This is a genomic window from Pseudomonas zanjanensis (genome assembly GCF_014268745.2).
Taxonomy (GTDB): domain Bacteria; phylum Pseudomonadota; class Gammaproteobacteria; order Pseudomonadales; family Pseudomonadaceae; genus Aquipseudomonas; species Aquipseudomonas zanjanensis.
Window position 1 is genome coordinate 304,982 of sequence record NZ_JABWRB020000003.1, and the last position, 25,658, is coordinate 330,639.

Sequence of the window (25,658 nt, forward strand, 5' to 3'; positions counted from 1 at the left end):
AGGGGATCCTGGACTACGCTTTTCAGTCCGAATCCTGACAACTACAAAGGAAGGTTTCCATGAAACAAATGACTGTTTCTTTCAAAGCCCTGCTGATGGCAGCTGCTCTGGCCCTGCCTGGGGTTGCGATGGCTGCCGATCCTGCAATGGAGAAGGATGGCATGTTCACCGACCATAAGGGCATGACCCTTTACACCTTCGCCAAAGACTCGGCTGGTAAGTCGGCATGCAATGACAAGTGTGCGGCTAACTGGCCACCGCTGATGGCTGAGGCGGGTGATGAATCCAAGGACGACTGGACCGTAATCAAGCGCGATGATGGCTCAATGCAGTGGGCCTATCAGGGCATGCCGCTGTACACCTTCGTGATGGACAAGAAGGCCGGAGACATGACCGGCGACGGCAAAATGGACGGCGCCTGGAAAGTGGCCAAGGCTAAATAACGCGTCCCGCTGAGACGCTTTTTTGTGGCGAGGGAGCTTGCTCCCGCTCGGTTGCGCAGCGACCGCAAAAATCTTGGGCCGCTCCGCAGCCCAGCGGGAGCAAGCTCCCTCGCCACAAAGGCTTTCATAAGCCAAGGTTCAATGCTGGCATGAGCCAAAGTTTAGTGCAGGGGCTCGGTTTCAGCGCAACGCGTAATCCAACACAATCCCCACGAAAATCGCCAAGCCGGCCCAATGGTTGTGCAAGAAAGCCTGGAAGCAGCGCATCCGGTCCCTGCCTCGGGTGTACCAGAATTCCCAGGCGAAGCACGCGGCCGCGGCCACCAGCCCCAGGTGGAACCAGCCACCCAGTTGGAATTTCGACCCGGCCAACAGCAGGCAACCCAAGGCCAGGCCTTGCAGCGTCAGGATGATCACCCGGTCGGCATCGCCAAACAGAATCGCCGTGGACTTCACGCCGATGCGCAGGTCGTCGTCCCGGTCGGTCATGGCGTAATAGGTGTCGTAGCCCACTGTCCACAGCAAATTGGCGATGTACAGCAACCAGGCGGCCGCCGGCAGATGCCCGGTTTCGGCGGTGAACGCCATCGGCATGCCCCAGGAGAACGCCGCCCCCAGCACCACTTGCGGGTAGTAGGTATAACGCTTCATGAACGGGTAACTGAATGCCAGGGCCAGGCCGCCGAGGGACAGCAGGATGGTCGGTGCATTGGTGCACAACACCAGCAGGAAACTCACGCTCATCAGCACGGCGAAGAACACCAGCGCCTCTTTCGAACTGATCTTGCCGCTCACCAGCGGGCGTTGTTCGGTGCGTTTGACGTGGCCGTCCACCTTGCGGTCGGCCCAGTCGTTGATCACGCAGCCGCCAGCACGGGTCAGCACCACACCGAGGATGAAAATCACCACGTTGGCGATGGACGGCGAGCCTTCACCGGCAATCCACAGTGCCCACAACGTCGGCCACAGCAGCAGGTAGATGCCGATGGGCTTGTCCATGCGGGTCAGTTGCACGAAGTCCCATGCCCGTGGGTTCAGGCGATTCAAGGATTTGAGCAGTTGCACATACATCAGCAATTCTCCGAATAGGCGCGGGCGACGGTCCACAAGCGGGGCAGGAAGATTTCCGCCACCAGCACGCTCAACGCACCGCGGTCGAAACGCGAACGGCGACCCCACAGGCCACTGGCGCGTACGTCTTCCGGCAAGCCGGCCTCGGGGTAATGGCAAACCTCGATGGCCCGGCGCTGGAACGCCTGGTCGCAAAACAGCAATTCGCCCAGGGAGCGGCTGCCCAACTCGTCCATCTGCAACCCGTCACCCTGCAAGGCGCTGCGCGCCGCCACGCTGCGGGCGAACACCCAAGGCTGGTCGCGACCGCGTAGATACACCTCGCGTACCCAACCTTCGCTGCCCTCGGTCAGGTCCAGCGCGGCACATTCGTCGGCGCGCAATGGCTGCCAGCCTTCGAACAATGGGGTCACGCTGAAATGGCCGTCCGACAGGCGCGTGAGGCGCCGAGTCAGGGAGCCTTCGTCGAACAACCAATCGAGTACACCGGCATCGGGGCGGGGCGACAGCAGGTGCTGGGGCAGCCATTGGAGTGTAGGAAAAATCGAATTTGTATGCGGCACAGAGGTCTTGAATGGCAGCAAATGAGGCCGCGAGCTTACCATGTCGGTCACGGGTTTTGACCGGCCCGGCCTGCTGCCTGCCGATCGTGCTTGCATCTGGCGCGACCGATCAGTACAAAACGGCCCTGAGCCGGAAAATACCGGCCAAGGCCTGACATCTCGAGGAAGTATTGGAATGAAGAAGTGGCAATGTATCGTCTGCGGCCTGATCTACAACGAAGCTGACGGCTGGCCTGACGATGGCATCGCGCCCGGCACTCGCTGGGAAGATGTACCGGCGGACTGGCTGTGCCCGGACTGCGGTGTCGGCAAAATGGATTTCGAAATGATCGAAATCAACTGATCGTTTCATTTAAATGGAGAGCAACATGAGTGCACCTGTCGTCATCGTCGGTACTGGGCTGGCCGGTTATAACCTGGCCCGGGAGTTTCGCAAGCTCGACAGCGAAACCCCGCTGCTGCTGATCACCGCGGACGACGGTCGTTCATACTCCAAGCCGATGCTCTCCACGGGCTTTGGCAAGAACAAAGATGCCGACGGTTTGAGCATGGCTGAACCGGGGGCCATGGCCGAACAACTCAAGGCCGAGGTGCGCACCCACACCCGCATCAGCGGTATCGATCCGGGCCACAAACGGCTGTGGATCGGCGAGGAGGCGGTGAATTACCGCGACCTGATCCTGGCCTGGGGCGCCGAAACCGTGCGCGTGCCGGTACAGGGCGACGCGGCGGACCTGATCTTTCCCATCAACGACCTGGAAGACTACGCGCGCTTCAGGGCTGCGGCCGTCGGCAAGCGCCGGGTGTTGTTGTTGGGTGCCGGTCTGATTGGCTGCGAGTTCGCCAACGACCTGAGCCTGGGGGGCTACGAAGTCGAGTTGGTGGCGCCGTGCGAGCAAGTCATGCCGACGCTGCTGCATCCGGCCGCTGCGGCAGCGGTCCAGGCCGGGCTGGAAAGCCTCGGTGCGCGCTTCCACTTGGGCCCTGTGCTCAACCGCTTGCAGAAGGTCGCCGATGGGCTGGAGGCGCACCTGTCCGACGGCCAGGTGATCGCCTGCGACCTGGTGGTCTCGGCCATCGGCCTGCGTCCACGCATCGACCTGGCGGCGGCCGCCGGGCTGGTGGTCAACCGCGGCGTCGTGGTCGATCGTCACCTGAAAACCTCCCACGCCAATATCTACGCCCTGGGCGATTGCGCCGAGGTCGACGGCTTGAACCTGCTGTATGTCATGCCGCTGATGAGCTGCGCCCGAGCCTTGGCCCAAACCCTGGCCGGCAACCCGACTGCCGTCAGTTACGGTGCCATGCCGATTACCGTAAAAACCCCGGTGTGCCCATTGGTCGTGTCGCCGCCACCACGAGGCAGCGAAGGCGTGTGGAGCGTCGAAGGGCAGGGCGCGGACATCAAGGCACTGTGCCGAGACGCTCAAGGCAATCTGTTGGGCTACGCGCTGACGGGCACGGCAGTGATGGAGAAACTGGCGCTGAACAAGGAGCTTCCAGCCCTGCTGGCGTAAATACTGGTCGTTCTGTCGCAAAAACCCTACTTTTGGTCCCACAAAGGTCTTCCGGACACTGGCGCGGTTTTCGGCACCGTGCCATCCTCACTCCCGTCTGCCGCAGAGTAGAGCCTGCGGCGCCTTAGGGGCTGTTCCAAAGAGAACAGCACGGACATAACAACAAAAAAACCGTCAAAGGGGCTTCATTCATGCGTAAACCAGAACTCGCCGCCGCCATCGCGGAAAAAGCAGACCTCACCAAAGAACAAGCCAACCGCGTCCTCAACGCCGTTCTCGAAGAAATCACCGGCGCCCTGCACCGCAAGGACAGCGTTACCCTGGTGGGCTTCGGCACTTTCCTGCAACGCCACCGCGGCGCCCGCACTGGCAAGAACCCACAAACCGGTGAGCCAGTGAAGATCAAGGCCAGCAACACCGTTGCCTTCAAACCAGGCAAGTTCTTGAAAGACAGCGTTAACCCATAATTGCGACGAGTACCTCGGCCAGGGGGAAGAAAGCAGCAATCGAAAGGGCATACCGATGAATCGGCATGCCCTTTTTTGTGTGGCTTGCAAGCAGTTTGAGACAGCGATGGCTTGGTGCCCGTTATCCGTGGCGAGGGAGCTTGCTCCCGCTGGGTCGCGAAGCGGCCCCAAAAAAGCGACGACTGCTGCGCAGCCGAGCGGGAGCAAGCTCCCTCGCCACAGGTTGGAGATGCCTAAGTGGGACCGAGCTTGCTCGCGATGGCGCCGGCCTAGTCCGCGGAAGTCTTCGGCTGCGCCAACACCTTCAAGGCCGCCTTGCGCTCGTCGATCGGCAATTTGCCCAGCTGTTCCACCGCCGCGTAAAACCCAACCCAGTCCCCATCCTTCTGCTTGAACAGCGCCACAAACGCCGGCACCCACTGGTCATACAGCCCGAACGGCAGCAATCGTGCATTGTTCAAGGGCGCATAGACCCAGGCGTCGTAGCGTTTGTCGCCTGCCCATTGGGTATCGCGCAGTTGCTCATAGTCGGTGCGCAGGCGTTCGAACTCCGCCGCTTTGCGTTGGCGCATTCCCTCGGCCGGCAAGGGTTGGGCGTAGAGCTTTTCCAGGCGCTGGCGGGTATCGAGGATCAGTTGGATGAACTGGTCGCGCTGGCGCACCTGCTTGCCATTGTCTGGCGTCAGCTCACGACTGGCGCGCCATTGCCGGGTGCCTTCCTGTTCGACGAAGGTGGCGAAGGACTCATTGAATTCAGTGTCGTCCTGTACATAAAACCGTTGGTGCGCCAGTTCATGAAAGATCAGCGTCGCCAGGCGTTCGTCGCCCCAATGCATCATCGAACTCAGGATCGGATCGTCGAACCAGCCCAGCGTCGAATAGGCTTCTACCCCACCAATCGTGACGTCCATGCCCTGCAAGCGCTGCAACGCGGCCTCGCCACGGGCGGCGCCCTGGCTGTAATAGCCGCGATAAGCCACGCAACCGGCAATGGGAAAACAATGGTTGTGCGGTGCCAGGGAAAACTCTGGCGTGGCGAAGACGTTCCAGACTACGAACGGCCGGCCAATATCCGCATACAGGCGATAGCTTCGATTGTCCGGTAGATGCAGGTGATTACTGGCGAACGTCCGTGCCTCACGCGCCTGGGCCAAGTGCGCTTTGAGCTGGGCATCGCGGGCGGGGTCGGCAATGACCTGGTCGATAGGCTCGCGGGCCTGCAACAACCGCAGCTGCCCGCCGACGAGTTGGCTGTAGTAACCGGCGCTAGCGCAACCGTTCAGTAACAAAAGCAGGAGGCCTGGAAACAAAATCTGGAAAACACGGTCGAGTAACCGATGGCTTGAACGCGGCCTGATCAATTGGAATCACCCTGGGAAGTCTGCCCACAAGACTATCTCGCTTGCCTGGAGCTTCGCTATGCGCGTGTTGATGCTGACGAGTGGCCTGTTGTTGCTCACCGGTTGTGCCGGCTTGCCTGACCCCGATCCATCCCAAGCGTGGATCGATCTGGGCAATCAGCAGGACACCGCGCTACAGGCGCTGGAAGTCGATGACAAGATGTCCGTCGACAGACGTTATTTCGAAGTGCAACCCGGCAGCCATGAGTTGACGGTGCGTTACCAGTTTGCCGTCGAACCCGGCAACATCGGCCCGGACGCGGAGCCGCTGTGGCGCGATTGCCGGTTGAACCTGAAATTCAAGGATTTCAACGCAGGCCAACGTTACCAGCTGCAGGCCGGCAGCATTGGTTTCCGGCCATGGGCCAAGCTTTACGATCAGCAGCGCAAGGTGGTGGGGCAAGGTACGCCGGCGGGCTGCCAACAAACGTGATTGGCGCTATGCTCAGGGCCTGGTTTTAAGGAAACTCATCATGCGCTTATCCTTGCTGTTACTGGCCCTGGTCTCTATGAGCGGTTGCGCAACGAGCCCGCTGCCCCAGGTCGACCCGAACATGGCGTGGGTTGATTTTGCTACGCCCATGCCGGGCGGCAAAATGCTGATGGCTGAAAGCCTGGACGGCCAGCGCTTGCGCGACGGACGGTTCTTCCAGGTTTCGCCGGGCAGCCACGAACTGAAAGTGCGCTTCGACTTCGAAGTATTCAGTGGGGGTGGGTTGGGCATGCAGGCCGAACCCCAAGAGCGGATGTGCTACATGCTCGTGCGTTACGACCATTTCGAGGCCGGCCAGCGCTATCGTCTGGAGGCTCGCAACCTGGCATTCACGCCGAGCGCCCGGCTCTATGACGACAAGCGTCAAATCGTCGCCGAGGAACGGCAGATCAATTGCGTTCCGTAGGAATCCCTAGCGGTCGTTCTTCTGGTAGATGATTTTCTTCGTGCCGTTATCGCAACTGCCCACCACCATGTTCTGGTCGTGAACTTCGTCATTGGTGACGATTTCCAGCGTGTAGGACGACACGTTGTTCGCCTGGATCTTCGCTTCGATTTCCCCTTTCAGCTCTTCACAGGATTTGGGAGCCGCAAGGGCTGATGCAGCGAATGCGCAGCCGATGACCACCAGGGCTGATCGTTTCATGTTCGAATTCCTCATGGCAGCACGCACTGCCTGTGCGCTGAAACTGCGGGCTTCATTCGATCATAATTGCGCCAGGGTAAACAGCTCGACCGTGTTCAAGAAATCGCAGCCTTCGACAATGCCTGCGAAGGCTGCGACCCTTTCATGGGTCAGTTCACCAACGTCGCATCCAGGGTAATCTGGGCGTTCAGCACCTTGGAAACCGGGCACCCTTCCTTGGCCTTCTTGCTCAATTCGTCGAATTGCGCCTGGCTCGCGCCGGGGATTTTCGCCTTGAGTATCAGCTTGACCGCCGTGATCGCGAAACCGCCTTCGACCTGATCCAAGGTCACTTCAGCGCTGGTGTCGATGCTGTCGGCCTTGAGGCCGGCGTCGCCGAGGATCATCGAAAAGGCCATGGAAAAGCAGCCAGCGTGGGCCGCGCCGATCAATTCCTCGGGGTTGGTGCCCTTGCCGCCTTCAAACCGCGCCTTGAAGCCATAGGGCGCCTCGCGCAACACGCCGGTTTCCGTGGAAATCGAGCCGATTCCGGTTTTCAGGTCACCTTCCCAATGAGCCGATGCTTTCTTGATGATAGCCATGTCTGCCTCCTGAAGATCCGGCGCGAACGCCGCGCCTGGGTGTTTTTTAACTGTCTGGGTTGTGAGGATAGACCGCCTGGAAAAGTTCACCTTGTCGATTAGCCGACGAATTTAGTAGGAAATTTCGTCGTAACTATTGAAACTCGGGTATATGCCCACATTGCAATGGCACACACCTTTAGAAACGGCAGGCTTTTACCCGTAGGAAAAGCCCGGAACGCCGTTGGAGATCCCGGCCCATGAAACAGCTGTCCGACGTGAAACTCTCAACCCTCGACTTGGTGCCTGTGCGCGCCGATGGCAATGCCGCTCAATCCTTGCACAACTCGCTGGACTTGGCGCAGCACGTGGAAAAATACGGCTACACCCGCTTCTGGGTGGCCGAACACCACAATATGGACGGTATCGCCAGTTCGGCAACTGCGGTGCTGCTGGGTTATCTGGCGGGGGGCACTTCGACCATTCGCGTCGGCTCCGGTGGCGTCATGCTGCCCAATCACGCACCGTTGATCATCGCCGAACAGTTCGGCACGCTGGAAAGCCTCTATCCGGGTCGAATCGATCTGGGGCTGGGGCGCGCGCCAGGTTCCGACCAGATGACCGCCCGGGCGCTGCGTCGCGAGCGCTCCGGCAGCGCGGACGATTTTCCCGAGGATGTGGCCGAGCTGATGCGCTACCTGGGCCCGCGTACCCCGGATCAACGCATCATCGCCATGCCCGGCACCGGCACCAACGTGCCGGTCTGGCTGCTGGGTTCGAGCCTGTTCAGTGCGCAATTGGCCGGTGAACGCGGTTTGCCCTACGCATTCGCCTCCCATTTCGCACCGCGATATATGCACGAGGCGATTCGCATCTACCGCAACCACTTCAAGCCGTCGGCGGTGCTCGACAAGCCCTATGTGATGCTCGGCGTGCCGCTGGTGGCTGCGGATACCGATGAGCAGGCCGATTACCTGGCGACGTCGGTGTACCAGCGGATCCTGGCGTTGATGCGCGGCCAGAGCCTGGTGCAGCGTCCGCCTGTCGAATCCATGAACGGTCTTTGGTTGCCCCATGAGAAGGAGGCGGTCGGCGATTTCCTGGGGCTGGCCATGGTCGGCGGTCCGCAGAAAATTCGCGCCAAGCTGCAAGTGCTGATCGAGCAGACCCAGGCCGATGAGCTGATTTTCACCAGCGACCTGTATGAGCACTCCGATCGCTTGCACTCCTACGAGTTGCTGGCGCAGGTCATGAAGGGCTGAATCGCGGTCAATAAAAAGCCGACGCTGTGCGTCGGCTTTGAACTGAACGCGCTATCAGCCGCGTTTGTAGACGATTTCTTTCGTACCGCCCTCACAGCTGCCAACGATTTTTCCGTCAGTCGCTGTGCCTTTATCGACAATTTCCAGCGAATAACCTGACACGCCCTTGGCGTCCAGCTTCGCTGCGATTTCGCTTTTCAGCTCTTCGCAGGGTTTGCCGGCCGCAAACGCACCACCGGCAAGGCTCAGCAAACCCAGGGCCACCATCAACTTGTTCATCGCTCGCACTCCTTGGTCGGATCAAATAGGGCAGGATTGGAAAACGTAATGCGCAGACCATAGCGCATCGCCACTCCCTATGGCACTCCGCCAGCGTGCAAGTTCAAAGAACCTCAGCTATTGGCAATCCGAAAGCCGACCTTGATCGTCACTTGAAAGTGCGCGGCCCGGCCATTTTCGATGTGGCCGCGGGTTTCCGTGACTTCGAACCATTCCAAGTGCTTGAGGCTTTTGCTGGCTTCGGCCAGGGCGTTGTTGATGGCGTCTTCAATGCTGGTGGGAGAGGAACCGACCAGTTCGACCTTTTTGTACGTATGGTGATCACTCATAACGTTCTCCTTGGTTGTCTTTAACAGCCTAGCAGCGATTTTTCGCCTTACATGTGTGGCCGCTCAAGCGGTGAAAGTTCAGATTTACTGCACTTTCCCAAACCGTCGGAGTCCCAATTCACACACGAACTCAACCACTGCAGGAGAGCCACCATGGCCAGCACTTCGTTACGCAAAGCCTCGTTGCAAAGCATGGAAGCGGAGATCGAAAGTCTGCTCAAGTCGTTGGAAAGTCTGAAGGATGACGCTTCGGACGAGTCGCGCAAAACCCTCAAGTCGCTCAAGGCCAATGCCGAAAACGCGCTGAAACATTCTCGCCATCTGCTCAGCGACGCCTATGAAGAGGTCAAGGTGAAAACCCGTGAAACCGGGATCGCCACGCGAGATTACGCGCAGGAACACCCATGGACCACGGCCGGTGTCGCGGTCGGTGCGCTGGGTTTGCTGGCTGCTTACCTGCTGTGCAAACGCGGTGACTGAACCGGTTGGCCCAGCTCATGCCTGAGCCATTGGGCCAATTGCCGAGCGCGCCCGTCCGCGGCGCGCTTGGGTAGCCACAACGCCAGTCGCGCCGCGGTTTCATCAAAGCCCCACGGCGCGACCAGGCGACCGGCGCGCACGTCCTCGGCCACCAGCGGTTCGGGCGCGATCGCCACGCCTAACCCCGCCACGGCGGCTTCCAGTAAATAATATAAATGCTCGAATCCTTGCCCGAACTTCAATGCCTGGGGTTCAAGGTCGTTTTGCCGTGCCCAGGCCGGCCAAGCCTGTGGACGCGAGGTGGTGTGCAGCAATGGTTCATCGAGCAGCCCGCTGGCTGGTGCACCCTGCAACCGAGCGAATCCGGCGTAGTGCGGGCTCATCACGGGACCGATCCGTTCGCTCACCAGTTCGTACACCTGCATGTCGGCCGGCCAGGGTGGCTCGGCGAATACCAACAAAGCGTCTAATCCCGGTCGCCTGGGGTCCAGGTCGCCTTCGCCGGCGGACAGGTGCAAGCGCAAATCCGGCAGGTCAGCATTGAGCCTGCCCAGGCGAGGAATAAACCAACGCGCCAGCAGGCTTCCCGAACAGCCCAGTACAAACGGGGCGTCCGCCGTCCTTTGTGTCAGCTCCGCGCAAACACCGCGTAAACGCTCGAACGCATCGGTGCTGGCGTCCCGCAGGCGCACGCCGGCATCTGTGAGTTTCAGGCCGCGCCCGTCCTTGATGAACAAGCTGACGCCCAGATGCTCTTCCAACACCTTCAACTGTCGGCTCACGGCCCCATGGGTAACGTGCAGCTGTTCGGCCGCCTGGCTTACGCTGCTCAGGCGGGCGGCGGCCTCAAAGGCGCGCAAGGCGTTGAGGGGGGGCAGGTCGTGGCTCATTTTATTTGTGAGTTTTCCTGACAGGTTGCGGCGATCTTATCGGTTTTCACTGAAGGATGTCAGGGGTAGAGTGAACCTCATTGTCTTTCAACGCATTTGCCTGGAGCGCCCGATGACCCAGCCTACGACCTCTTTCAACCTGCGCAGCGGCCCTGATGCCAACGGCCTGTTCGGCGCATTCGGCGGCCGTTATGTGGCCGAGACCTTGATGCCGCTGATCCTTGATCTGGCCCGTGAGTACGAAGTGGCGAAGGAAGATCCGGCCTTCATCGAGGAATTGGCCTACTTCCAGCGTGACTATGTCGGTCGTCCGAGCCCGCTCTACTTCGCCGAGCGCCTGACCGAATACTGCGGTGGCGCCAAGATCTACCTCAAGCGTGAAGAGCTGAACCACACCGGCGCGCACAAGATCAACAACTGCATCGGCCAGATCCTGCTGGCGCGGCGCATGGGCAAGAAACGCATCATCGCCGAGACCGGCGCGGGTATGCACGGCGTGGCCACCGCCACCGTGGCCGCGCGTTTCGGCCTGGATTGCGTTATCTACATGGGCACCACCGACATCGAGCGCCAGCAGGCCAACGTGTTCCGCATGAAGCTGCTCGGGGCGGAAGTCATCCCGGTGGTCGCCGGCACGGGCACCCTGAAAGACGCCATGAACGAGGCCCTGCGCGACTGGGTCACCAACGTCGATAGCACGTTCTACCTGATCGGCACCGTGGCGGGCCCGCATCCTTATCCTGCGATGGTGCGTGACTTCCAAGCGGTGATCGGCAAGGAAACCCGCGATCAGCTGCAAGCCCAGGAAGGTCGTCTGCCGGATAGCCTGGTGGCATGCATCGGTGGCGGCTCCAACGCCATGGGCCTGTTCCACCCGTTCCTGGACGACAAGAGTGTCGAGATCATCGGCGTCGAAGCCGCAGGCTATGGCATCGAGACCGGTAAGCACGCGGCGAGCCTGAACGGCGGCGTCCCCGGCGTACTGCACGGCAACCGCACCTTCCTGTTGCAGGACGACGACGGCCAGATCATCGACGCCCATTCGATTTCCGCGGGGCTCGACTACCCCGGTATCGGCCCGGAACATGCCTGGTTGCACGACATTGGCCGCGTCCAGTACACCTCGGTCACTGACGCCGAAGCCCTCGAAGCCTTTCACAAATGCTGTCGCCTGGAAGGGATCATTCCTGCACTGGAAAGCGCCCATGCCCTGGCCGAAGTGTTCAAACGCGCACCCAACCTGCCGAAAGATCACCTGATGGTGGTCAACCTGTCTGGTCGTGGCGACAAAGACATGCAAACCGTGATGCACCACATGGAACAGTCCCAGCAGGAGAAACACTGATGAGCCGCCTGCAAACCCGTTTTGCTGAACTCAAGGAACAGAACCGCGCCGCCCTGGTGACTTTCGTCACGGCGGGCGACCCGGACTACGACACGTCGCTGGCGATCCTCAAGGGCCTGCCGGCGGCGGGTGCCGACGTGATCGAGTTGGGCATGCCGTTCACCGACCCGATGGCTGACGGCCCGGCGATCCAGTTGGCGAACATTCGCGCCCTGGGGGCCCAGCAGAATCTTGCGAAAACCCTGCAGATGGTTCGTGAGTTCCGCAAAGACAACACTGAGACACCGCTGGTGTTGATGGGCTACTTCAACCCGATCCACCGTTATGGCGTGCAGCGTTTCATTGGCGAGGCGCTGGACGCTGGCGTGGATGGCCTGATCGTCGTGGACATGCCGCCCGAGCACAACAGCGAACTGTGCGAACCGGCCCAGGCTGCTGGCCTGGATTTCATCCGCCTGACCACGCCGACCACTGACGATGTGCGTTTGCCGACGGTACTCAACGGCAGTTCGGGATTTGTGTACTACGTGTCGGTCGCGGGCGTGACCGGTGCTGGCGCCGCGACGCTGGAGCATGTGGAAGAAGCCGTGGCGCGCCTGCGCCGCCATACCGATCTGCCCATCAGCATTGGTTTTGGTATTCGTACACCGGAGCAGGCGGCGGCCATCGCACGGCTGGCCGACGGGGTGGTGGTCGGCTCGGCGCTGATCGACCATATCGCCAGCGCCGACACATCGGAACAGGCGATCGATGGCGTGTTGAGCTTGTGCGCGGCCCTGGCTGATGGTGTACGCAAGGCGCGTCTGGGCTGATTCCTGGTTCGGCGCTGAGCTAAAAAAAGGGGTTCAGAACTTGGTTCTGAACCCCTTTTTTTGCACCAGGACTGCCCTTGTGGCGAGGGAGCTTGCTCCCGCTGGGTCGCGAAGCGGCCCCAAACAGGTTCATGCAATTTTTTCAGAGAGGGCGCATTGGCTGGTTTACGATTGCTTCGCAGCCGAGCGGGAGCAAGCTCCCTCGCCACAATGACGACCCTGTTCGTCAGGGCAACTCCAACCCGCCCCCGGCCTTGTGCAGCTCGCGCAAATGCTCGCCGATCTCCTTCACGTTGGCCTCGCTTGCAGCAATTTCAGCCGCGCGGCTCGGTTCGAGCAAGGCCCGGACTTCCTTGTCCAGATCGCCTGTCAGCGTTTGCAGTTGCTTTTGCCGCAAACTGCTTTCCGATTCCAGGCGTTGCCACTCGCTGGGTTGCGGCAAGCCGTAGCCGCTGCTGCCCAGCAGTTCGGCCGGGCGGCTGAGGAAACCGCTATTGGCGAGGATCTGCTGCAGCGTCGCGTTAGCCCTTTCCATACCACCGTTCTGCAACTCACGGGCTCCGAGGTAGCGCTGTTTGACTTCATCCTGCGCCAACAACAACTGCCGACGATAACTCGCCTGCTCCAGCAGCAACAACGCCGCGCTGGTGCGCAGGTCCGCCTGGTCGAACCAGACGCGGCGTTCGGGGGCGTCCAGGGCCAGCCAGTCTTCCACCGTCTGTTGCTTGATCGGCAGATACTTCTTCAGCACATCGAACATGGCCTGGTACCGCTCGCGGAATGAGTCGAAGTGGTAGCCCAGGCGCAAGGCTTCCTTGGGGTCATCCAACACGCTGGTATCTGCCAGGCCCCGACCCTTGAGCACTTCCAGCAGGCCGTTGGGCATGATGCTATCCAGGCCGTTGAGCTGCTTGTTGTTGCTGCCGCTGCGCAGCAGTTTCAGGCTCTCCACGGCGCAGTTATTGGACAGGAAGTAATAGTTGCCGTCATAGCTCCAGTGCATTTCGGCGGCGTGCTCGACCGTTTCCTCGATTTCGGTGCGCGACAGGTTCAGCGGCACCGATGCCAGGCTGCGTAGCTCGGTCTTGGTGTATTCATCGATCACCTGGGCCAACGGCAATATGAACAGGCGCGAGGGGTATTTGCCGACCAGCCCGTCCCAACTCGACAATTGCACATCGCCCACGAAGGCGCGGTAGGACAGCACCAAGTGTTGGTCCAGATCCAGCCGGCAGTCTGGACCGCGTGGCCGGCCCGGTGCGCAGATCACCAGCCGGAGCATGCTGTGGCCCCAACGGCTTACCCAGTTCTGATTGGCCTCGGCCAGCAGGTAATCAATGGCATAGACCCGCTCTGGATCGACCTTGCCCAGGGGCGTCTTGGCGAAGTCGTTCCCGGCGTTGAGGAAGGCGAACGATTGGGCGCAGGTATCCTTGGCGGCAGGCGCCCAGCCGAAGTGTTCCCGATAATAGCGATACAGGGCCGGGCGTCGGCAGGCGTAGCTCGGGTCGAGGAGAAAGTACTCCATGTTGACCGCGACGAACTCCTTGGGGCTGCTCGTTTCATAGAGGTCCGGGCTGCGGGCGACCTGGCGGTTGTGCTGTTCCCGCGCGCCGCGACGGCCGACGTATTGCGGCCAGCCGGCGAGGTCCAGCAAGCGCGGATCATCGCTGAGGGTGAAGCGGCGGTCGTTCTGGCCCCGGCATTCATCGGGGAGGCCGATCAGCCCGGCGCTGCCGTTGCGTCGAGTGCAACGCTGGATCAGCGTGCGTTCGGCGTCTGGCCATAGACGCGAGCGGTCGTAGATGTGGGTCAGTTCATGCAAGACCGTGGCGAGCATTTCCCGGCGGACGGTGCCGTGGGGGCGCTGGGTCTTTTGCGTCGCGGCGCTGCCGTCGACAAGGCTGTCGAGCAGGTTGCTGTTGAGGTCCAGTTGCGACACCAACGAGGCCTGGCCGTAGGCATTGGTGGGCATCTGGTCGGTCCAGCCGACATTGATGCGTCGGTCCAGTCGCTCGATGAAGCGCGGCGGCAGGGCCTGCATGGCTTCATCGAGCAGCGCCTGGCTGGCCTGCTGTTGCGCCGGGCTCAGTCCTTCGACGTTGAGGTGCAGTTGCAGGCCGGCCTGGGCCATGCTGGCGGTGAGCAGCAAGACCCCGGCCGCCATCCAGGCGGCGAACCGCCTCACAATGCGAGGATGGCTTCGGCGAGAACCTGGTCACTGGCATCCCGGGCTTCCGGCACGCGGGTGCGCAAGGTGTCGAAGGCGGCCTCGAGATGAGCACCACGAATTTCACCATTGCTGGCGACAAAACTGGCCGCATCGTCATGGGCTTCGCGGACGATTTTCGAATCACGGATGGACGTGGTGGTGTCGGAGGTGAAATCGATCGTGCGCTGGGAGGCGCGAACGATGATGTTACTGGTGGCTACCAGGGTTTGTGCCTGGGCCACATCGGCCAAAACCAACAGGCCGAGGGCGGCAGCAATCAGCGGGCTACGCATGGAACGACTCCGGAAAAATAAGGATAACTATTGGACGAGAATTGCTTGTGCCAGTTCAAGGTCGCTGGCATGAAGTTTTGGCTGGGTCCGGCGCAGGTAGTCCAGGGCCGATTCCAGTTGTGCACCTCGCAACTGCCCGTCGCTGGCAATGAAGGCCGCAGCGTCATCACGAGCGGCGACGATCAGTTTATGGTCGAAGGGCGCGGAGGTCACCATGCTCGTGGCATAGCCGCTGACCACCACTTGCTGGGTAGACACATCGAAGGCATGGGCCGGCACGGACCAGCAAGAAACGACGAAGAAAGACGCGATGAACAGATCTGAGTAAAAACGCATGGGACTCGACGGTTGATGGCGAGCCTGAAGGCTAGCGCAAACCTGCGGGCCAGAGCCAGTGCTGAAACATCGGAACACCAATTGGCGCCCGATGTTTCATGTTGCATCAGATCACCAGGATGGCCTGGGCCAGCTGCGCATCGGTGGCGTTGAGTTGCGGTGCCTGTTGGCGGATGTAATCCAGGGCACTTTCCAGTTTCACACCACGGATGGCGCCTTCGCTGGCTACGAAGCTGGCAGCGTCGTCACGGGCGGCTTGAACGATTTTGTTGTCACGCAATGACGAGGTTGCATCGGAAGTCACGTCGGACGTGGCTTTGAGCGCTCCGACGAGGGAGTCAGTGGTCACAATGAAGCTGCTGGCGTTGGAATGGGCGGCTACGGCCAGGAGAGCAGCTGCGCTGAGCAGGCGAAGACGGATCATGATGAAACTCCTTGAATGAGGGTGATGCCGGTGCGTGTAGCTGGAAGAGGAGACGCATGTTCGACTCGCTTCGCCACGTTCGCCTCGATATTAGGACAGGAACGCGTTGGCTGACAGCCCTTGCGAGTCACTGTAGGACGCTTGCATGGAGTTGTTACGGTTCAAGCATAACTGTACTGGTATGTTTTTGTTTTTATTGGAACTGTTACTTTCCTCCGGGCATCCCTAAAAATCGGGGCCCGGAAACGACAAGACCCGTCGCGGTTACCCGCGACGGGTCTTGTTTGTTCAATTCGGTGCTGGCAGTGGACCCGGTGGGTCAGGGCCAGCGACGCTGAGTTAGCGCCAGAACGGCTTGCTCAGCTCTTCGTAGCGTTGTGCTTCGCTGATACCGGCATCAGCCAGCAGGCGCGAATCCAGACGAGCCAGTTGGTGACGGCTGGCGATGCGGCGCTGCCACAACATCAGGTTGGCGATAACGCGAAGAGGCAGGGAAGCCTGGTTTTTTTCAGCTTTGTCTTCGAAAAACAGCTCGGAACTGAGTGTACGTTCCATGGTTGACATCCTTCCGCTTGTGGCGGGATTAGGTAGTGGTTTAACTGGTGCCCATGATCCTCTCGTTTGGCCAGTCTCTCTAGATACAGTTCACCTGTATTGTGAGAGACCAGTTAACTGTTAAAGAGCGGTGTACTGGTCGATATTGAGGCAACTGTACCTGTCTGCACGTTATTGGTGCAATTTTGTGCATTGCTGGCGGTTTTGAGAGAAAAGACTGTAAGAAAACACCGGTACAGCAGTACAGTTTTTGTCACGAACGAAGCGAATGGCAGGCCGCAACCAAAACTGTATTTGCGATAACGGTGATCCAGCTGTATCAGACGGCCAACATGCGCCCGGTTTCTTCCAGGTTCAGGTGCCAACTCAGTGCATCGCGCAGGATATGCGGGGTATGCCCGCCCAAGGCGCACGCGGCGTCGAAATAGTCATTCAAGGCCTGGCGATAGGAAGGGTGCACGCAATTGTCGATGATCACGCGTGCCCGCTCCCTCGGCGCCAGGCCCCGCAGGTCGGCCAGGCCGATCTCGGTCACCAGGATGTCAACGTCATGTTCGGTATGGTCTACATGGCTGACCATTGGCACGACACTGGAAATGGCGCCGCCCTTGGCAATCGACTTGGTAACGAAGATCGCCAGGTGGGCGTTACGGGCGAAGTCCCCCGAACCGCCGATGCCGTTCATCATCCGCGTGCCGCAGACATGGGTGGAGTTGACGTTGCCGTACAGGTCGAACTCCAGCGCGGTGTTGATACCAATGATGCCCAGGCGGCGCACCACTTCGGGATGGTTGGAAATTTCCTGGGGGCGCAGGACCAGTCTGTCCTTGTACTTCTCCAGGTTCCCGAAGACGTCGGCATTGCGTCGACCCGACAGGGTGATCGAGCTGCCGGAGGCGAAACTCAGCTTGCCGGCGTCGATCAAGTCAAATGTCGAATCCTGCAGGACCTCGGAATACATGGTCAGGTCTTCGAACGGGGAATCGATCAGTCCGCACATCACGGCGTTGGCGATGTTGCCAATTCCGGCCTGCAACGGCCCGAGCTTATTGGTCATGCGTCCAGCCGCGACTTCCTGCTTGAAGAAGTCGATCAGATGATCGGCAATGGCCTGGGTGTCGCTGTCGGGTGGCGCGACGGTCGAAGGCGAGTCCCCCTGGTTGGTAATGACAATGGCAGCAATTTTTTCCGGCGGGATCGGGATCGCGGGACTGCCAATGCGGTCGTCGACTTTCACCAGGGGAATCGGCGTGCGGGTAGGGCGATAGGTCGGGATATAAATGTCGTGCAGCCCTTCCAGGTTCGGGTTGTGGGCCAGGTTGATCTCGATGATCACTTGCCGGGCGAAGATGGCAAAACTGGCCGAGTTACCCACCGACGTGGTCGGTACGATATGCCCTTGCTCGGTGATGGCTACTGCTTCGATCACGGCAATATCGGGCAGCTTGAGCTGGCCGTTGCGCAGTTGTTCGACGGTTTCCGAGAGATGCTGGTCGATGAACATCACCTCGCCCGCGTTGATCGCCTTGCGCAGCGTGCTGTCGACCTGGAACGGCATGCGTCGTGCAAGTACACCGGCTTCGGTGAGCTCCTTGTCGAGGTCGTTGCCCAGGCTTGCGCCGGTCATCAGGCTGATTTTCAACGGCGTGACCTTGGCGCGCTCAGCCAGGGCGTGGGGCACTGCTTTCGCTTCTCCAGCGCGGGTAAAACCGCTCATGCCGACAGTCATGCCGTCCTGAATCAACAAGGCAGCTTCGGCAGCGCTCATCACTTTGTTCAATAACGAAGGCAGGCGGATGCGATCACGGTACATAGGGGTTATCTCGGGCTGGAAGGCAAGATGCGCAGTCTAGTGAATTAGCGCTGTGCCCGACCCGCTACAAAGGTCGCATTTTAGGCGTCTATTACGGGCGTTTCAGGCAAAACATCATTACCGGATCGGTAATATTTTGCCTTGATACAAATCAAAACGCCCCGACAAGTCGGGGCGTTTTTGAGTGAAACAGCGATGGGGTTATTCCACGGCTTTGACCATATCCTCGATGACCTTCTTGGCGTCACCGAACACCATCATGGTCTTGTCGAGGTAGAACAGCTCGTTGTCCAGGCCGGCATAGCCGCTGGCCATGGAGCGCTTGTTGACAATGATGGTCTTCGCCTTGAAGGCTTCGAGGATCGGCATGCCGGCAATCGGCGATTTCGGATCGTTCTTCGCCGCCGGGTTGACCACGTCGTTGGCGCCCAGTACCAGCACCACGTCGGCCTGGCCGAACTCGGAGTTGATATCCTCCATCTCGAACACCTGGTCGTAAGGCACTTCGGCCTCGGCCAGCAGGACGTTCATGTGCCCTGGCATGCGACCGGCCACCGGGTGGATCGCGTATTTCACGGTCACGCCGTGGTGGGTCAGCTTCTCGGTCAGCTCTTTCAACGCGTGCTGCGCCCGAGCCACCGCCAAGCCGTAGCCTGGAACGATAATCACCGTGTCGGCGTTGGTCAGCAGGAAGGTTGCATCGTCAGCCGAGCCGGATTTCACTGGACGGGCCTCCTTCGAGCCTGCCGGGCCAGCAGCATCCGCGGTGTTGCCGAAACCGCCGAGCAGCACGTTGAAGAACGAACGGTTCATCGCCTTGCACATGATGTACGAGAGAATCGCACCGCTCGAACCCACCAGCGAACCGGCAATGATCAGCATCGAGTTGTTCAGCGAGAAGCCGATACCGGCGGCGGCCCAACCGGAATAGCTGTTGAGCATCGAGACCACCACCGGCATGTCCGCGCCGCCGATCGGGATGATGATCAGCACGCCCAGGACAAACGCCAGGGCCAGCATCAGGGCGAACGCGCCGAGGTTGCCGGTAAACATGAAGGTCAGGCCCAGGCCCAGCGTTGCCAGGCCCAGGATCAGGTTGAGCTTGTGCTGGCCACCAAACTGTACCGGTGCGCCCTGGAACAGGCGGAACTTGTACTTGCCCGAGAGCTTGCCGAACGCGATCACCGAACCGGAGAAGGTGATTGCACCGATGGCGGCGCCGAGGAACAGCTCCAGACGGTTACCCGCCGGAATCGAATCCCCCAACTGCTTGACGATGCCCAGCGATTGCGGCTCGACGACCGCCGCGATGGCAATGAACACCGCCGCCAGGCCGATCATGCTGTGCATGAATGCCACCAGCTCCGGCATCTTGGTCATCTCGACGCGCTTGGCCATGATCGAGCCAGCAGTACCGCCGACCAACAGGCCGACGATGACGTAGCCAATGCCGGCGGTTGCCAACTCGGCACCTAGTTTATAGATGAGGCCCACGGTAGTGAGCACCGCCAACGCCATCCCGAGCATGCCGAACAGGTTGCCGCGGCGGGAGGTGGTGGGGTGCGACAGGCCTTTGAGGGCCTGGATGAAGCAGATGGACGCGATCAGGTAGAGCGTCGTTACCAGGTTCATGCTCATTACTTGGGCGCCTCTTCTTTTACGGCTTTCGGGGCTTTTTTCTTGAACATCTCAAGCATGCGGCGCGTCACCAGGAAGCCACCGAACACGTTCACCGCGGCCAGGGCCACGGCGAGGGTGCCCATGGTCTTGCCCAGAGGTGTTACGGTCAGCGCTGCAGCGAGCATGGCGCCGACGATCACGATCGCCGAAATGGCGTTGGTCACCGCCATCAATGGCGTGTGCAGCGCGGGCGTTACGTTCCAGACCACGTGATAACCGACATAAATTGCCAGCACAAAGATGATCAGGTTGTAGATACCGGGGGAGATAAGCTCTTCCATTGTCTGAATCCCTGCTTAGGCGTTTTTGCGGATGACTTGGCCGTCGCGGCACATCAGGCACGCGGCGACAATGTCGTCTTCCAGGTTCACGTCGAACTGACCTTCCTTGGTGAAGACCAGCTTCAGGAAGTCCAGCAGGTTACGGGCGTACAGCGCCGAAGCATCGGCCGCGACTTCACCGGCCAGGTTGGTCGGGCCGGCGATGGTGACGCCGTTCTCGATCACCACCTGATCAGCCACGGTCAGCGGACAGTTGCCACCCTGGGCTGCCGCGAGGTCGATGACCACCGAGCCGGGTTTCATCTGCGCGACGGTTTCAGCACTCAGCAAGGTCGGTGCCTTGCGGCCCGGAATCAATGCGGTGGTGATGACGATGTCGGCCTGCTTGGCGCGCTCATGCACCGCCTGGGCCTGGCGTTGCATCCAGCTGGCCGGCATGGGCCGGGCATAACCGCCGACGCCGACCGCGCATTCACGCTCTTCGTCGGTCTCGTAAGGCACGTCGACGAACTTGGCGCCGAGGGATTCGATTTGCTCCTTCACCGCCGGGCGCACATCCGAAGCCTCGATCACGGCGCCCAGGCGCTTGGCCGTGGCAATCGCCTGCAACCCGGCCACGCCGGCACCGAGAATCAGTACCCGCGCCGCTTTTACGGTGCCCGCTGCCGTCATCAGCATCGGCATGAAGCGCGGATAGTAATGAGCGGCCAGCAGCACCGCTTTGTAGCCGGCAATGTTCGCTTGAGACGACAGCACATCCAGGCTCTGGGCGCGGGACGTACGTGGCGCGGCCTCAAGGGCGAAAGCGGTAATGCCGCGTTCGGCCAGCTTGGCGATGGTTTCGTTGTTGAACGGATTGAGCATGCCCACCAGAACGGTGCCGCTCTTGATCAGCGTCAGTTCGCTGTCGCTGGGAGCGACCACCTTGAGGATCAGCTCGGCCCCGAATGCATCACTGGCGCTGCCAATGGTTGCGCCCGCTGCCTCATAGGCACTGTCGATAACGCTGGCCTTGATACCGGCGCCGCTTTGGACAGTGACTTTATGGCCTTGGCCGATCAACTTCTTGATGGTTTCCGGGGTAGCAGCAACCCGTGTTTCACCCGTTTGGGTTTCGAGGGGAACACCAATGTGCACGTCAAATCTCCTGCGTGATCTTATTGAGTAAACCCAGGCACTTCGGATGGTGCGGCTGGGGCGGCCGATCAGCACGATCCCGCCAAACCAGGCGGGGCGCGGCATTTTGCAGGCGAAAATTCAGCCCTTCAAGGGATTATGACGGGTGACGGAAAATTAACTACAAGTCACCCTGTGACCGAATGTCGCAATTATCGATCGGCAGCCCTTGTGGGCCGTGCTTTCCAAGGATTTAGGTTCAAATTGACAATTTTTCCCATCGGCCAGATGAATAAGCGCTGATGCGCTGCGCGATATGGCTCTAAGCCATGTATTTAGACGCTTTGGAGACTACTGCACGAGTTTCATAACAGATTGACTGAATGCGACATAAACTTATATCTGTAGCGACTTTTGTTAGTTGACTACCTAAGTAGGACTTTTACTTTTCCTTATTAATCAAGCTGATAGCTCGTAGCTTGTTTCACCAGCCAATCACGAAAAGCTCGAAGAGAGGCGGATTCGACCTTTCGCTCTGGAATCATCAGGTAGTAGGCCTTGATGCTCGACAGCGCGTTACGGTTGGCCACGACCAAACGTTGCTCTGCAAGCTCGCGCTGAATCAAAAAGGGCGGAATCAGCGCAACGCCCATGTCGTGCATGGCCGCTTGGGCGAGCATGGAGAATAGTTCATAACGAGGGCCTGTCAGGTCTCGTGCGATGTTCAGGTTCTGAGCGTTGAACCACTGGCGCCACGCATACGGGCGAGTGGTCTGCTGGAGCAAGGGCAAATCGGCAATGGCCTCCGGTGTCAGGCTCTTCCGGTCACCCAGTAAGGCAGGGCTGCATACCGGCATCGGATTTTCGCCCATCAGCTTGTGGGATTCGGTACCGGACCAGTCCGCGTCGCCAAAGTAGATGGCGGCGTCAAACTCTGTGTCCGCAAAGAGAAAGGGGCGTGTGCGGTTGGTCAGGTTGACGGTGACTTCCGGATGCTGCTGCTGGAAGTCCTTGAGACGTGGCAGCAGCCATTGGGTGCCGAAGGTCGGAACCACGGCCAGTTCAATCACGTTCGCGCCGGTGTGCCCCATCACGGAAAGAGTGTCGCGCTCGACGGCATCCAGTTGGGTGGCAACCCGGCGGCTGTAGGAAAGACCCGCTTCGGTCAGTTTGACCCCACGGCGCGAGCGTCGGAAAAGCTCGACGCTGAGGAAATCCTCCAGGCTGGCGATCTGTCGGCAGATAGCGCCTTGCGTGAGGGAAAGCTCCTGTGCCGCCTTGGTGAAGCTTTCATGGCGTGCGGCAGCCTCGAAACTGACCAGGGCGGCGGTACTGGGGATTTTGCGGCGCATGTACGTAAGCCTCACTCAATAACTGCTTAAACAGGGTTTATGGCGTTTACGGAGTGAGAAATTAGCACAGCATAGTGCGTAATCCTCGTTTGCCCTTGTAGGAAACCGCGCCTAGGATCAATCCACGATTTTCATTTAATTGGCGAGGACTCTTTCATGGCCGGCAAAGCGAGCTTCAACTGGATCGATCCATTGTTGCTGGATCAGCAGCTCACCGAAGAAGAACGCATGATTCGCGACACTGCCGAGCAGTTCGCCCAGCAGAAACTGGCACCGCGAGTGCTGGAGGCGTTCCGCCATGAGAAAACCGACCCGGCGATTTTTCGCGAGATGGGTGAAGTGGGCCTGCTGGGGGCAACCATTCCTGAGCAGTACGGCGGCAGCGGGCTGAACTACGTCAGCTACGGCCTGATCGCACGTGAAGTGGAGCGCGTCGATTCCGGCTATCGCTCGATGATGAGCGTGCAGTCCTCGCTGGTCATGGTGCCGATCAATGAATTCGGGACTGAGGCACAAAAGCAGAAGTATTTGCCGAAGCTGGCGTCTGGCGAGTGGATCGGCTGCTTTGGTCTGACCGAGCCGAACCATGGTTCCGACCCAGGCGCGATGATTACTCGTGCGCGCAAAGTGGAAGGTGGCTACAGCCTGACGGGCAGCAAGATGTGGATCACCAACAGTCCGATCGCTGATGTCTTTGTCGTCTGGGGCAAGGACGATGCTGGCGATATCCGCGGTTTCGTTCTTGAAAAAGGCTGGAAGGGGCTGAGCGCACCGGCTATCCATGGCAAAGTCGGGCTGCGCGCTTCAATCACCGGCGAAATCGTCATGGACAATGTATTCGTCCCGGAAGAGAACATTTTCCCCGATGTCCGTGGCCTGAAGGGCCCGTTTACTTGTCTGAACTCCGCGCGCTACGGGATCTCCTGGGGCGCTTTGGGAGCCGCTGAATTCTGCTGGCACACCGCTCGCCAATACACGCTGGATCGCCAGCAGTTCGGTCGTCCGCTCGCGGCCAATCAGTTGATCCAAAAGAAACTGGCCGACATGCAAACTGAAATCACGCTTGCGCTGCAGGGGTGCCTGCGTTTGGGGCGTATGAAAGATGAGGGCACGGCGGCAGTCGAGATTACCTCGATCATGAAGCGCAACTCCTGCGGCAAGTCGTTGGATATTGCTCGGATGGCGCGGGACATGCTGGGCGGCAACGGTATTTCCGATGAATTTGGTATTGCTCGTCATCTCGTAAACCTGGAAGTCGTGAATACCTACGAAGGCACGCACGACGTTCATGCGCTGATCCTGGGGCGTGCGCAAACCGGTATCCAGGCGTTCTATTAATAGGAGAACGGTCATGGGCGCGCTTTCGCATCTGCGGGTATTGGATTTATCGAGGGTCTTGGCCGGGCCTTGGGCTGGGCAGATCCTGGCGGACCTGGGGGCTGACGTCATCAAGGTCGAGCGTCCCGGCAATGGTGACGATACGCGCGCCTGGGGGCCGCCCTTCCTGAAGGATGCCAGAGGTGAGAACACGACCGAAGCTGCCTATTATCTGTCGGCCAATCGCAACAAGCAGTCGGTGACCATCGATTTTACGCGGCCAGAGGGTCAGCGGCTGGTGCGGGAGCTGGCTGCCAAGTCCGATATCCTGATCGAGAATTTCAAGGTGGGCGGCCTGGCCGCGTATGGCCTGGACTATGACTCGCTGAAGGCGATCAATCCGCAATTGATCTACTGCTCGATCACCGGGTTCGGACAGACCGGCCCTTATGCCAAGCGCGCCGGGTATGACTTCATGATCCAGGGGCTGGGGGGCTTGATGAGCCTGACCGGCCGCCCAGAGGGGGATGAGGGCGCGGGGCCGGTGAAGGTGGGGGTTGCGCTGACGGATATCCTCACGGGGTTGTACTCGACGGCTGCCATTTTGGCGGCGCTGGCTCATCGGGATCATGCCGGCGCAGGGCAGTACATCGACATGGCCTTGCTGGATGTCCAAGTGGCTTGCCTGGCTAACCAGGCGATGAACTACCTGACTACAGGCAATGCGCCGAAGCGGCTGGGCAATGCTCATCCGAACATCGTGCCTTATCAGGATTTTCCTACGGCTGACGGCGACTTCATCCTTACTGTGGGTAATGACGGCCAGTTCCGCAAGTTCGCTGAGGTGGCCGGGCAGCCGCAGTGGGCTGATGATCCGCGTTTTGCCACGAACAAGCTGCGGGTCGCAAACCGTGCGGTGTTGATTCCGTTGATCCGCCAGGCCACGGTGTTCAAGACCACCGCTGAGTGGGTGGTCCAGTTGGAGCAGGCAGGTGTACCGTGCGGGCCAATCAACGATCTTGCCCAAGTGTTTGCCGACCCTCAGGTGCAAGCGCGTGGATTGGCAATGGAATTGCCTCATCTATTGGCCGGTAGCGTGCCGCAGGTGGCCAGCCCGATTCGACTGTCCGAGACGCCGGTGGAGTATCGCAATGCGCCCCCTTTATTAGGGGAGCATACGCTGGAGGTATTGCAGCGAGTGTTGGGGTTGGATGAAGCGGCAGTGGCGGCATTCAGGGAGGCTGGGGTTCTTTGAGCGTTCTCTTCTATATAGAGGGGTTTTTAAAGGGCGATTTCCGGTGCTGCGCAACTTATTGATAGAAAAGCGAAATTAAGGGTTGACGGCAGATTCTGGAAGTCTATAATTCGCCCCACTTCCGGCGCAGTCGAAACGGAAAACTCCTTGATACTCAATGAGTTAAGTAGGTTTCGAGGGTGTAGGGCTTCAGTTCATCGAAGCTTGGAAGGAGCAGGTAGAGCGGTGATGTTTGGCTCTATCGGCGGTTCGATCTTCTCGGTCGAAAGCGGTGAAAAAGAGGTGTTGACAGCAGCGAGTAACGCTGTAGAATTCGCCTCCCGCTAACGAGAGATCGGAAGCGCAAGTGGTTGAAGTTGTTGATGTTTCCGAAGCGAAACTTTGAAAGCTTCTTAAAATAACCGCTTGACAGATACACGGGGCGCTGTAGAATGCGCGCCTCGGTTGAGACGAAAGACTCAGCCAGC

Annotated in this window: 30 protein-coding genes; 12 read left to right on the forward strand and 18 right to left on the reverse strand. The window is 59.8% G+C overall.

Annotated features, from left to right (window positions below; all coding sequences use genetic code 11):
• The first annotated feature begins 59 nt into the window (after positions 1-59).
• Positions 60-443, forward strand: coding sequence for a COG4315 family predicted lipoprotein (locus HU715_RS21145; RefSeq protein WP_186708226.1), 384 nt, complete (start codon positions 60-62; stop codon positions 441-443).
• Positions 444-623: 180 nt separating this feature from the next.
• Here HU715_RS21145 and ubiA read toward each other — a convergent pair whose 3' ends face one another.
• Positions 624-1,514: a 4-hydroxybenzoate octaprenyltransferase gene (ubiA, locus tag HU715_RS21150; protein WP_186708224.1), complete on the reverse strand. Its 891-nt coding sequence runs from the start codon at positions 1,512-1,514 to the stop codon at positions 624-626.
• Positions 1,514-2,077, reverse strand: a complete 564-nt coding sequence (locus tag HU715_RS21155) for a chorismate lyase (RefSeq protein WP_186708222.1) — start codon at positions 2,075-2,077, stop codon at positions 1,514-1,516. Before HU715_RS21155 ends, ubiA begins: the two co-directional genes overlap by 1 nt.
• A gap of 175 nt (positions 2,078-2,252) precedes the next feature.
• On the opposite strand from HU715_RS21155, the gene HU715_RS21160 reads away from it, so the two are divergent.
• From HU715_RS21160 to HU715_RS21170, 3 genes are all read left to right on the forward strand, one after another.
• On the forward strand, positions 2,253-2,420 hold the full coding sequence (locus HU715_RS21160) for a rubredoxin (protein ID WP_003177199.1): 168 nt from the start codon (positions 2,253-2,255) through the stop codon (positions 2,418-2,420).
• Positions 2,421-2,445: 25 nt separating this feature from the next.
• A complete protein-coding gene (locus tag HU715_RS21165; RefSeq protein ID WP_186708220.1) occupies positions 2,446-3,594 on the forward strand; it encodes an NAD(P)/FAD-dependent oxidoreductase in 1,149 nt (382 codons plus the stop codon).
• 191 nt (positions 3,595-3,785) lie between these two features.
• A complete protein-coding gene (locus HU715_RS21170; RefSeq protein ID WP_003177201.1) occupies positions 3,786-4,061 on the forward strand; it encodes an HU family DNA-binding protein in 276 nt (91 codons plus the stop codon).
• A 269-nt stretch (positions 4,062-4,330) separates the two neighbouring features.
• On the opposite strand, the gene HU715_RS21175 is transcribed toward HU715_RS21170, so the two are convergent.
• On the reverse strand, positions 4,331-5,422 hold the full coding sequence (locus HU715_RS21175) for an aminopeptidase (RefSeq protein ID WP_186708218.1): 1,092 nt from the start codon (positions 5,420-5,422) through the stop codon (positions 4,331-4,333).
• 58 nt (positions 5,423-5,480) lie between these two features.
• Between HU715_RS21175 and HU715_RS21180 the strand changes: the two genes are divergently transcribed.
• Both HU715_RS21180 and HU715_RS21185 read left to right on the forward strand, forming a co-directional pair.
• Positions 5,481-5,894 carry a PA0061/PA0062 family lipoprotein gene (locus HU715_RS21180; RefSeq protein ID WP_186708216.1) on the forward strand — a complete coding sequence of 138 codons (414 nt, stop codon included), beginning with the start codon at positions 5,481-5,483 and terminating at the stop codon, positions 5,892-5,894.
• A 40-nt stretch (positions 5,895-5,934) separates the two neighbouring features.
• Complete coding sequence (locus tag HU715_RS21185; protein ID WP_186708214.1) at positions 5,935-6,360, forward strand: PA0061/PA0062 family lipoprotein; 426 nt, start codon at positions 5,935-5,937, stop codon at positions 6,358-6,360.
• 6 nt (positions 6,361-6,366) lie between these two features.
• On the opposite strand, the gene HU715_RS21190 is transcribed toward HU715_RS21185, so the two are convergent.
• Together HU715_RS21190 and HU715_RS21195 are read right to left on the reverse strand one after the other, a co-directional pair.
• A complete protein-coding gene (locus tag HU715_RS21190; RefSeq protein WP_186708212.1) occupies positions 6,367-6,600 on the reverse strand; it encodes a DUF1161 domain-containing protein in 234 nt (77 codons plus the stop codon).
• A gap of 149 nt (positions 6,601-6,749) precedes the next feature.
• Positions 6,750-7,181, reverse strand: coding sequence for an OsmC family protein (locus HU715_RS21195; protein WP_186708210.1), 432 nt, complete (start codon positions 7,179-7,181; stop codon positions 6,750-6,752).
• A gap of 239 nt (positions 7,182-7,420) precedes the next feature.
• Here HU715_RS21195 and HU715_RS21200 point away from each other — a divergent pair, with 239 nt between their 5' ends.
• Complete coding sequence (locus HU715_RS21200) at positions 7,421-8,422, forward strand: LLM class flavin-dependent oxidoreductase (RefSeq protein ID WP_186708208.1); 1,002 nt, start codon at positions 7,421-7,423, stop codon at positions 8,420-8,422.
• Between the two features lie 54 nt (positions 8,423-8,476).
• Here HU715_RS21200 and HU715_RS21205 read toward each other — a convergent pair whose 3' ends face one another.
• Positions 8,477-8,701, reverse strand: a complete 225-nt coding sequence (locus tag HU715_RS21205; RefSeq protein WP_186708206.1) for a DUF1161 domain-containing protein — start codon at positions 8,699-8,701, stop codon at positions 8,477-8,479.
• A 113-nt stretch (positions 8,702-8,814) separates the two neighbouring features.
• The gene (locus HU715_RS21210) at positions 8,815-9,030 is read right to left on the reverse strand and encodes a dodecin (protein ID WP_003177209.1); all 216 of its coding nucleotides are present in this window, start codon (positions 9,028-9,030) and stop codon (positions 8,815-8,817) included.
• A 153-nt stretch (positions 9,031-9,183) separates the two neighbouring features.
• Here HU715_RS21210 and HU715_RS21215 point away from each other — a divergent pair, with 153 nt between their 5' ends.
• Complete coding sequence (locus HU715_RS21215; RefSeq protein WP_053127069.1) at positions 9,184-9,510, forward strand: ElaB/YgaM/YqjD family protein; 327 nt, start codon at positions 9,184-9,186, stop codon at positions 9,508-9,510.
• Here the strand turns inward: HU715_RS21215 and HU715_RS21220 are convergent.
• Positions 9,483-10,400, reverse strand: coding sequence for a LysR family transcriptional regulator (locus HU715_RS21220; protein ID WP_186708204.1), 918 nt, complete (start codon positions 10,398-10,400; stop codon positions 9,483-9,485). The two genes, HU715_RS21215 and HU715_RS21220, sit on opposite strands and share 28 nt — an antisense overlap.
• 112 nt (positions 10,401-10,512) lie before the next feature.
• Here HU715_RS21220 and trpB point away from each other — a divergent pair, with 112 nt between their 5' ends.
• Together trpB and trpA are read left to right on the forward strand one after the other, a co-directional pair.
• Positions 10,513-11,745, forward strand: coding sequence for a tryptophan synthase subunit beta (trpB, locus tag HU715_RS21225; RefSeq protein WP_072411224.1), 1,233 nt, complete (start codon positions 10,513-10,515; stop codon positions 11,743-11,745).
• Complete coding sequence (gene trpA, locus HU715_RS21230; protein ID WP_186708202.1) at positions 11,745-12,557, forward strand: tryptophan synthase subunit alpha; 813 nt, start codon at positions 11,745-11,747, stop codon at positions 12,555-12,557. The genes trpB and trpA overlap by 1 nt, the downstream gene beginning before the upstream one ends.
• A 226-nt stretch (positions 12,558-12,783) precedes the next feature.
• Here the strand turns inward: trpA and HU715_RS21235 are convergent, their stop codons facing one another.
• From HU715_RS21235 to HU715_RS21280, 10 genes are all read right to left on the reverse strand, one after another.
• A complete protein-coding gene (locus HU715_RS21235) occupies positions 12,784-14,724 on the reverse strand; it encodes a DUF7844 domain-containing protein (RefSeq protein ID WP_189656304.1) in 1,941 nt (646 codons plus the stop codon).
• Positions 14,725-14,741: 17 nt separating this feature from the next.
• Positions 14,742-15,062: a DUF2388 domain-containing protein gene (locus tag HU715_RS21240; RefSeq protein WP_186708198.1), complete on the reverse strand. Its 321-nt coding sequence runs from the start codon at positions 15,060-15,062 to the stop codon at positions 14,742-14,744.
• A 27-nt stretch (positions 15,063-15,089) separates the two neighbouring features.
• Positions 15,090-15,398 (reverse strand): DUF2388 domain-containing protein, encoded by a 309-nt coding sequence (locus HU715_RS21245; protein ID WP_186708196.1) that lies wholly within the window; start codon positions 15,396-15,398, stop codon positions 15,090-15,092.
• A gap of 106 nt (positions 15,399-15,504) precedes the next feature.
• The gene (locus HU715_RS21250) at positions 15,505-15,822 is read right to left on the reverse strand and encodes a DUF2388 domain-containing protein (protein WP_186708194.1); all 318 of its coding nucleotides are present in this window, start codon (positions 15,820-15,822) and stop codon (positions 15,505-15,507) included.
• A gap of 339 nt (positions 15,823-16,161) precedes the next feature.
• On the reverse strand, positions 16,162-16,377 hold the full coding sequence (locus HU715_RS21255; protein ID WP_003187014.1) for a DUF1127 domain-containing protein: 216 nt from the start codon (positions 16,375-16,377) through the stop codon (positions 16,162-16,164).
• 319 nt (positions 16,378-16,696) lie between these two features.
• Positions 16,697-18,190 carry a succinyl-CoA:acetate CoA-transferase ScpC gene (gene scpC, locus HU715_RS21260; protein ID WP_186708192.1) on the reverse strand — a complete coding sequence of 498 codons (1,494 nt, stop codon included), beginning with the start codon at positions 18,188-18,190 and terminating at the stop codon, positions 16,697-16,699.
• A 201-nt stretch (positions 18,191-18,391) separates the two neighbouring features.
• Positions 18,392-19,828 carry an NAD(P)(+) transhydrogenase (Re/Si-specific) subunit beta gene (locus tag HU715_RS21265; protein WP_186708190.1) on the reverse strand — a complete coding sequence of 479 codons (1,437 nt, stop codon included), beginning with the start codon at positions 19,826-19,828 and terminating at the stop codon, positions 18,392-18,394.
• Complete coding sequence (locus HU715_RS21270) at positions 19,828-20,151, reverse strand: NAD(P) transhydrogenase subunit alpha part 2 (protein WP_003187010.1); 324 nt, start codon at positions 20,149-20,151, stop codon at positions 19,828-19,830. Before HU715_RS21270 ends, HU715_RS21265 begins: the two co-directional genes overlap by 1 nt.
• Positions 20,152-20,166: 15 nt before the next feature.
• Positions 20,167-21,288 (reverse strand): Re/Si-specific NAD(P)(+) transhydrogenase subunit alpha, encoded by a 1,122-nt coding sequence (locus HU715_RS21275; RefSeq protein ID WP_186708188.1) that lies wholly within the window; start codon positions 21,286-21,288, stop codon positions 20,167-20,169.
• Positions 21,289-21,722: 434 nt separating this feature from the next.
• Positions 21,723-22,619, reverse strand: a complete 897-nt coding sequence (locus HU715_RS21280) for a LysR family transcriptional regulator (protein ID WP_186708186.1) — start codon at positions 22,617-22,619, stop codon at positions 21,723-21,725.
• A gap of 156 nt (positions 22,620-22,775) precedes the next feature.
• Here HU715_RS21280 and HU715_RS21285 point away from each other — a divergent pair, with 156 nt between their 5' ends.
• Both HU715_RS21285 and HU715_RS21290 read left to right on the forward strand, forming a co-directional pair.
• The gene (locus HU715_RS21285; protein WP_014335919.1) at positions 22,776-23,957 is read left to right on the forward strand and encodes an acyl-CoA dehydrogenase; all 1,182 of its coding nucleotides are present in this window, start codon (positions 22,776-22,778) and stop codon (positions 23,955-23,957) included.
• A 13-nt stretch (positions 23,958-23,970) separates the two neighbouring features.
• A complete protein-coding gene (locus tag HU715_RS21290) occupies positions 23,971-25,191 on the forward strand; it encodes a CaiB/BaiF CoA transferase family protein (protein WP_186708184.1) in 1,221 nt (406 codons plus the stop codon).
• The last annotated feature ends 467 nt before the right edge of the window (positions 25,192-25,658 follow it).

Coding starts and splice junctions, on each gene's coding strand:
- trpA (WP_186708202.1), top strand. CDS start 11,745: ATGAGCCGCCTGCAAACCCGTTTTGCTGAACTCAAGGAACAGAACCGC.
- HU715_RS21240 (WP_186708198.1), bottom strand. CDS start 15,062: ATGCGTAGCCCGCTGATTGCTGCCGCCCTCGGCCTGTTGGTTTTGGCC.
- HU715_RS21245 (WP_186708196.1), bottom strand. CDS start 15,398: ATGCGTTTTTACTCAGATCTGTTCATCGCGTCTTTCTTCGTCGTTTCT.
- HU715_RS21280 (WP_186708186.1), bottom strand. CDS start 22,619: ATGCGCCGCAAAATCCCCAGTACCGCCGCCCTGGTCAGTTTCGAGGCT.
- HU715_RS21170 (WP_003177201.1), top strand. CDS start 3,786: ATGCGTAAACCAGAACTCGCCGCCGCCATCGCGGAAAAAGCAGACCTC.
- HU715_RS21255 (WP_003187014.1), bottom strand. CDS start 16,377: ATGGAACGTACACTCAGTTCCGAGCTGTTTTTCGAAGACAAAGCTGAA.
- HU715_RS21160 (WP_003177199.1), top strand. CDS start 2,253: ATGAAGAAGTGGCAATGTATCGTCTGCGGCCTGATCTACAACGAAGCT.
- HU715_RS21215 (WP_053127069.1), top strand. CDS start 9,184: ATGGCCAGCACTTCGTTACGCAAAGCCTCGTTGCAAAGCATGGAAGCG.
- HU715_RS21235 (WP_189656304.1), bottom strand. CDS start 14,724: ATGGCGGCCGGGGTCTTGCTGCTCACCGCCAGCATGGCCCAGGCCGGC.
- HU715_RS21210 (WP_003177209.1), bottom strand. CDS start 9,030: ATGAGTGATCACCATACGTACAAAAAGGTCGAACTGGTCGGTTCCTCT.
- trpB (WP_072411224.1), top strand. CDS start 10,513: ATGACCCAGCCTACGACCTCTTTCAACCTGCGCAGCGGCCCTGATGCC.
- HU715_RS21195 (WP_186708210.1), bottom strand. CDS start 7,181: ATGGCTATCATCAAGAAAGCATCGGCTCATTGGGAAGGTGACCTGAAA.
- HU715_RS21180 (WP_186708216.1), top strand. CDS start 5,481: ATGCGCGTGTTGATGCTGACGAGTGGCCTGTTGTTGCTCACCGGTTGT.
- HU715_RS21265 (WP_186708190.1), bottom strand. CDS start 19,828: ATGAGCATGAACCTGGTAACGACGCTCTACCTGATCGCGTCCATCTGC.
- HU715_RS21145 (WP_186708226.1), top strand. CDS start 60: ATGAAACAAATGACTGTTTCTTTCAAAGCCCTGCTGATGGCAGCTGCT.
- HU715_RS21190 (WP_186708212.1), bottom strand. CDS start 6,600: ATGAAACGATCAGCCCTGGTGGTCATCGGCTGCGCATTCGCTGCATCA.
- HU715_RS21250 (WP_186708194.1), bottom strand. CDS start 15,822: ATGATCCGTCTTCGCCTGCTCAGCGCAGCTGCTCTCCTGGCCGTAGCC.
- HU715_RS21200 (WP_186708208.1), top strand. CDS start 7,421: ATGAAACAGCTGTCCGACGTGAAACTCTCAACCCTCGACTTGGTGCCT.
- HU715_RS21185 (WP_186708214.1), top strand. CDS start 5,935: ATGCGCTTATCCTTGCTGTTACTGGCCCTGGTCTCTATGAGCGGTTGC.
- HU715_RS21285 (WP_014335919.1), top strand. CDS start 22,776: ATGGCCGGCAAAGCGAGCTTCAACTGGATCGATCCATTGTTGCTGGAT.
- scpC (WP_186708192.1), bottom strand. CDS start 18,190: ATGTACCGTGATCGCATCCGCCTGCCTTCGTTATTGAACAAAGTGATG.
- HU715_RS21220 (WP_186708204.1), bottom strand. CDS start 10,400: ATGAGCCACGACCTGCCCCCCCTCAACGCCTTGCGCGCCTTTGAGGCC.
- HU715_RS21205 (WP_186708206.1), bottom strand. CDS start 8,701: ATGAACAAGTTGATGGTGGCCCTGGGTTTGCTGAGCCTTGCCGGTGGT.
- ubiA (WP_186708224.1), bottom strand. CDS start 1,514: ATGTATGTGCAACTGCTCAAATCCTTGAATCGCCTGAACCCACGGGCA.
- HU715_RS21290 (WP_186708184.1), top strand. CDS start 23,971: ATGGGCGCGCTTTCGCATCTGCGGGTATTGGATTTATCGAGGGTCTTG.
- HU715_RS21165 (WP_186708220.1), top strand. CDS start 2,446: ATGAGTGCACCTGTCGTCATCGTCGGTACTGGGCTGGCCGGTTATAAC.
- HU715_RS21270 (WP_003187010.1), bottom strand. CDS start 20,151: ATGGAAGAGCTTATCTCCCCCGGTATCTACAACCTGATCATCTTTGTG.